Annotated in this window: 5 protein-coding genes; 2 read left to right on the top strand and 3 right to left on the bottom strand. The window is 65.2% G+C overall.

Going from position 1 to position 4,911, the window contains the following annotated elements:
* Positions 1-698: 698 nt before the first annotated feature.
* From AC08OP_RS20685 to AC08OP_RS20695, 3 genes are all read right to left on the bottom strand, one after another.
* A complete protein-coding gene (locus AC08OP_RS20685) occupies positions 699-1,460 on the bottom strand; it encodes a ribonuclease BN (RefSeq protein WP_476615696.1) in 762 nt (253 codons plus the stop codon).
* 295 nt (positions 1,461-1,755) lie between these two features.
* Positions 1,756-2,388 (bottom strand): GAP family protein, encoded by a 633-nt coding sequence (locus AC08OP_RS20690; protein ID WP_476615697.1) that lies wholly within the window; start codon positions 2,386-2,388, stop codon positions 1,756-1,758.
* A 30-nt stretch (positions 2,389-2,418) separates the two neighbouring features.
* On the bottom strand, positions 2,419-2,802 hold the full coding sequence (locus tag AC08OP_RS20695) for an SHOCT domain-containing protein (protein WP_476615698.1): 384 nt from the start codon (positions 2,800-2,802) through the stop codon (positions 2,419-2,421).
* A 629-nt stretch (positions 2,803-3,431) separates the two neighbouring features.
* Between AC08OP_RS20695 and AC08OP_RS20700 the strand changes: the two genes are divergently transcribed.
* Both AC08OP_RS20700 and AC08OP_RS20705 read left to right on the top strand, forming a co-directional pair.
* Positions 3,432-4,373 (top strand): ParA family protein, encoded by a 942-nt coding sequence (locus tag AC08OP_RS20700; protein ID WP_476615699.1) that lies wholly within the window; start codon positions 3,432-3,434, stop codon positions 4,371-4,373.
* Positions 4,363-4,908, top strand: coding sequence for a hypothetical protein (locus AC08OP_RS20705; RefSeq protein ID WP_476615700.1), 546 nt, complete (start codon positions 4,363-4,365; stop codon positions 4,906-4,908). The genes AC08OP_RS20700 and AC08OP_RS20705 overlap by 11 nt, the downstream gene beginning before the upstream one ends.
* The last annotated feature ends 3 nt before the right edge of the window (positions 4,909-4,911 follow it).

Below are 4,911 nucleotides of genomic sequence, written 5' to 3' on the forward strand. Positions count from 1 at the left end.
GGATGACGGCGCGCTCGTTCGCCTCGGGCGGCGCGTTTCCCCCCCGCCGCCCGTCGGCGTGGCGCCCGGCCGAGGTGCCCGATGCCCCGGTCCCGCTCAAGATACTCATGATCCCTATCGTCTCCCGATGGGTCGCTTGCTACGGCGCTCAGGATCTGGAGACGATAAACCGCCCCGTCACAGACGTTCCTCGGGCCACCCGGCCGTAGCCGGGCCGAGTCTCGGGGTGGTCACGCGGAGAGGGCGCCGAGTCGCGGACGAGAGCCAGGCAGGCGTCCCCGGGCCGGCCGGGAAGGACGACCTGAACGATCTCCGCCCGAACGTCTAGACATACCAGGCAGATTGGCTCACATACGACATTTAGGCAGTTAACTCACTTATCACTCCCATCCGGACGGAGGTGGCCCTGTGAGGTCGATCCGCGGTCTGCTCGTCCTGCACTGCCGCTGCGGCCATGCGCGTCATGACCACGAGCACTACCGGCCCGGCTCGGATTGCGGCCGATGCGGGTGCCCGGCTTGGACCCTATGGAGGCGACGTTGACGCCCTGAACCTAGAGGTAAGACGGCAGGACGCCGGTCGACCAGATCAGCCGCTCACACGGCGTCACCTCCTGCTGTCCACCGGACACGATCAACACCAGGTCACACGTCATTGGCCCTTGTAGCCCTCGGCATCGATCCGCGCACCGGCTCATCTCATGATTTCCGGGCTTGGTCTCGGCCCATCCTCCTCCCGATATGAAACTTTCTGAGGATGCCGGCGACCGACAGCTCGGTGTCGAGATACCACGTGCCGACGATTACCCCTCCGATGAGGACAACACCGAAACCGATCAGCCACGACAGGATGGTGAACACAACCCCGATCCCGCCATAGCTACGCTCGTTCGCCACCATGGAAGCCGAGAATGCCAGCCGGCTGACGACACCCAGACCAGTCAGGCCGATCGTCGTGAACAGGGCTGTCGGCCACGAGTCCCGCCAGCTCATCCGGCCGATGGTGAGCACCCGGACCCCGACCCACAAGAAGAGCGCCAGGATCACGGTGGCTACCAGGCCGTAGCAGACCTGACCAGCCACGGTGCCGGTGAGCAGCGCCCCGAGACTCGTGGTAGCGACAAGAAAGAAGATCAGTCCGCAGAGCCAGACGACCTGGGCCAGTAGGCCGCGTAGCCCGAATGGCTTCAGCCTGAAGACCCGCACATAAATGGACTGGACGGACGCAGCCAGACTCAGTCCGCCAATTATCAGCCAGAGAACTCCCAGTACTGTCCAGCCAGTGATGACGGTTCCGCTCCGCGGGGTAAAGAGTCGTTCCACGGCCATCGCCGCATCATGGCTCAACCCCATGCGCGCGATGATTATGTCCGCCGCACCGCCCTGCCGCAGCGGCGACAGCGCCGCCAGCGTGATGACAAAAGGAAAGAAAATCATCAGGATCATCGCGGCGAGATTCATCGCCCTGTTAATCAGATCCGCCTCATGTAGTCTGGACGCCAGGTCTCCTACCGGGGACCGCCCTGCACGCACCCGGGCTGTCCCGACGCGCGCACAGAGCGTCCTGATTGGCCGCCGCAGCGCGCCGCTGCGGTGAACGCCAGCGCCGCCAGACGGCCGCGACGCAAGATTGTTATTACTCGTACGCCAGCTCCGGGGCATGGCGTCCTCCCCACAGCACCGGGTTCATCGCCGGATCCGCCGAATGCCCTGTGTGCGGCGCTCGCCCTCCGGGGCGGGGACTCAGGCAGCCGCTTCAGTCGATGATGAGGGCGATGAAAATGATGCAGACGATGATGTTGATGAGCCAGCTGTGGGTGTTCATCCAGTCTCGGACGCGCGGTGCGGCGACTTCTGCCCGTCTATGGAACAGTAGCCGGGCAAGCAGCGGCAGTGCCGCCACCGTAACGGTCAGCCCGATGAACGGGAGTACTGCCGCATAGGACGCGTTGTTCTGCTGCAGATGTATTCCAACCGTCATCATAATCACGATGTCCGAGGGCATCAGCAGAATGACGAACAGTCCGACTTGGAACGCCTTCATCAGATCTGCCGCCATCAGCGTCGTCAGCCATTTCGGCGGCTCCACCGTTTCGCGCCGCACCCAGTTCTTCACGGCGGCGGCTGCCAACAGGCCCACCAGTACGTACTGGATGATCTGGCCGGCTGAACCGTTACTCCTCGGGCTGCCCAGGTCGACAGCGCTGTCTAGCAGTGCAGCAAGGCCCATCATGACGGCCACACCGGTCGCTGTCGCGACCGCCACACCGGCCAGGAACCCCAGAGATACCCGCCCGGCTCGTGGCGTGGTAACGAAGATGATCGCCGACATGATCTGTGGTCCGATCATCATGGTGATTGCCAGCGGGAGAATCTGGAGACCGTCCATGGATGCTCCCCACCGCTTGACCATGCTGACTCACGCGAGAATCCTAGCCCTCTCGCGCTCGAACTCCTGGTCGTTGAGCAGTCCGCGGCGGTGCAGGTCGTCGAGCTTGGCCAGCTCGTCTGCAATGCTGGTCGTGCGGGTCGCGGCGCGGAGGTAGCCGCGGACCGCATCCTCCTCGTACTGCTTGTGGAGCACCATCCGATCCTGCATCCCGTCGCCGCGCACGATCAAGTAACTCAGGATACCGATGACCGGAAGCACGAGGACAAAGATCGACCAGCCGGCCTTCCCCCAGCCGGACAGATCCCGACTACGAAAGATATCAGCATAGATAACAAACAGGAAATAGATCCAGACGGCAAACAAAAAGATAAACAGAACCGTTAGAAAAGCATTAAGCAACGGATAGTCCATAACCACTTCCTCGCTCGCCGAGCCAACAGCCGAACCGGGTCCTCCCGGCCCGCGCGCGCGTCAGGTGCGCCGCATTACCACAGCCATTACCTACCGCCTGTTCGCCGCGTCAAACCCAGCATCACCCGAAACTCACCCTCTCGTCTCGGCCCGATGCCGCAGACGGTGGCCGGGGACACTAGGTGACCAGGGGCACTGACGGCAGACGGTCGGCTTGAGGTGTCCGGCCGGACTTGCGGGCCTTCGTCTTAGTACCGTCCCACTTCGCTTGAAGTTGACCATGATGTACCCACCAGTCGGCCATGTCCGACGTGGCGGCAGTCCGGAGCCGGTGCGCGGCTGGCCGCCCTACGGCCTCTCCCACGGCCCTCCCAACGTGGGATCAGCTGGACGATCGATGGTCATCGGCGGCCAAATGTCCACGCACGGCACTCACCCGTCCGGGGGATCCCGGAAGTGGCGTCAACGGCACGTGGTGTGCTGGCAGGAAGAAGGCCGGCGCGGGTCACGCGTACGGACGGCGCCAGTGCGCGACAGGGGGACCGCCGGATGACACATCATCGAAGTCCACGAAGCCAACCTGACGGCTACCTTAATATATCGCGGTCATCCACAAGAGCGGTGACATCGTGAAAGTGGTCTCGGTCATGAACTACAAGGGCGGAGTCGGAAAGACCACTCTGACGGCGAACATCGGCGCGGAGATCGCCCGCTGGGGAAAACGGGTTCTTCTGATCGATCTTGATCCGCAGGCGAGCCTCACCTTCTCCTTCTACCGGCCGGAGGACTGGCGGGCGCACCTCGCCGAGGGCCGGACCATCAAACAGTGGTTCGAAGCCTGGCGGATGGACGGGCCGGTGCCGGGACTCGAGGCGCTCGTCACCGCCCCCACGGTGGCGAACTCCCGCATCGCGCATGGCGGTGGCCGGCTCGACCTGATCGCGTCCCACCTTGCCCTCGGCGACGTCGAGATGGATCTCGCCGCGCGGTTGGGTGGGGCACAGATCCACCGGTCGACACGCCACTACTTCGACGTCTATCTGCGTCTCGCGGCCGGGCTTGCCACCCTGCCCGGGCGGCTCTACGATCTGGTGCTCATCGACTGCCCGCCGAACTTCGGCGTCATCACGAGGTCCGCCGTGGCGGCCAGCGACCAGCTGCTCATCCCGGCCCGCCCGGACGAGCTGTCCACCCTCGGAATCGATCACCTGCAGTCCCGGCTGCGCCGGTTCACCTGGGAGTTCAACCAGGTCGCTGATCTGCAGGCCGACCTCCGGCCGGCCGTGAAGAAACTGGAACCGATGATTCTGGGCGTCGTCTTCACGATGGTCCAGTACTACGGTGGTCAGCCCGTCTCGGCGCTGCGGCCCTACATAGCGCAGACCAGAAGCCTCGGGCTGCCCGTCTTCGATGCGATGCTCCGGGAGAGCAACAAGCACTTCGCCGGCGCGGCCCGCGCCCAGCTCCCCGCCATTCTCACCGAGCAGCTCAGCCGGGAACTCGCCTGGGAACTGCAGAGCCTGGTCGAGGAGTTCCTCAAACGCATCCGGACGGCGAACCATGGCTCCTGACAGTCGGCCCGCCAGCCACCCGGGTCGGGATGCGGCCCGTCTCGGGGCCGTTCTCCTGCGCCAGGTGTCCGATCTGCTCGACACCCTGGACGTCCGGCAGCTCGACGATCTCGTGGCGGGCCGGGCGCGGCTCGCGGTCGTCCCCGCGGCCACGGCCACACCCACGGCCACACCCACGCCCACGGCCACACCCACGCCCACGCCCACGGCTACGGCTACGGCTACGGCTACGGCTACGGCAGCAGACCGGGGCGGTCGTGCCGCGGCGGACGGCTCCCGGCTCCCGGCGTCCGTGGACGTCGAGAAGCTGCACGCGACACTGGTCGCCGCCGCGAGCCGGCAGGAAGCCCGGGAGCACCTGGCCGCCCTGGGCCGGATCCCGGTCCCGCAGCTACGGGCCCTGGCGGGCGCCCTGGGTGTCGACGGTGTCGGCGGCAGGGATCCGAAAGCCACCGTGATCCGAAAGATCGTGGACGGGACCATCGGTTTCCGGCTCAGCTCCCGGGCGATGCTGGCCGGGGAATCCGAACTGTAGGAT

This window comes from Frankia sp. CeRuru1 (assembly GCF_977966315.1).

What these genes read in the sequence shown, in the direction of transcription:
- AC08OP_RS20690 (WP_476615697.1), bottom strand. Translation starts at nt 2,388, where the DNA reads ATGGACGGTCTCCAGATTCTCCCGCTGGCAATCACCATGATGATCGGA.
- AC08OP_RS20695 (WP_476615698.1), bottom strand. Translation starts at nt 2,802, where the DNA reads ATGGACTATCCGTTGCTTAATGCTTTTCTAACGGTTCTGTTTATCTTT.
- AC08OP_RS20685 (WP_476615696.1), bottom strand. Translation starts at nt 1,460, where the DNA reads ATGAATCTCGCCGCGATGATCCTGATGATTTTCTTTCCTTTTGTCATC.
- AC08OP_RS20705 (WP_476615700.1), top strand. Translation starts at nt 4,363, where the DNA reads ATGGCTCCTGACAGTCGGCCCGCCAGCCACCCGGGTCGGGATGCGGCC.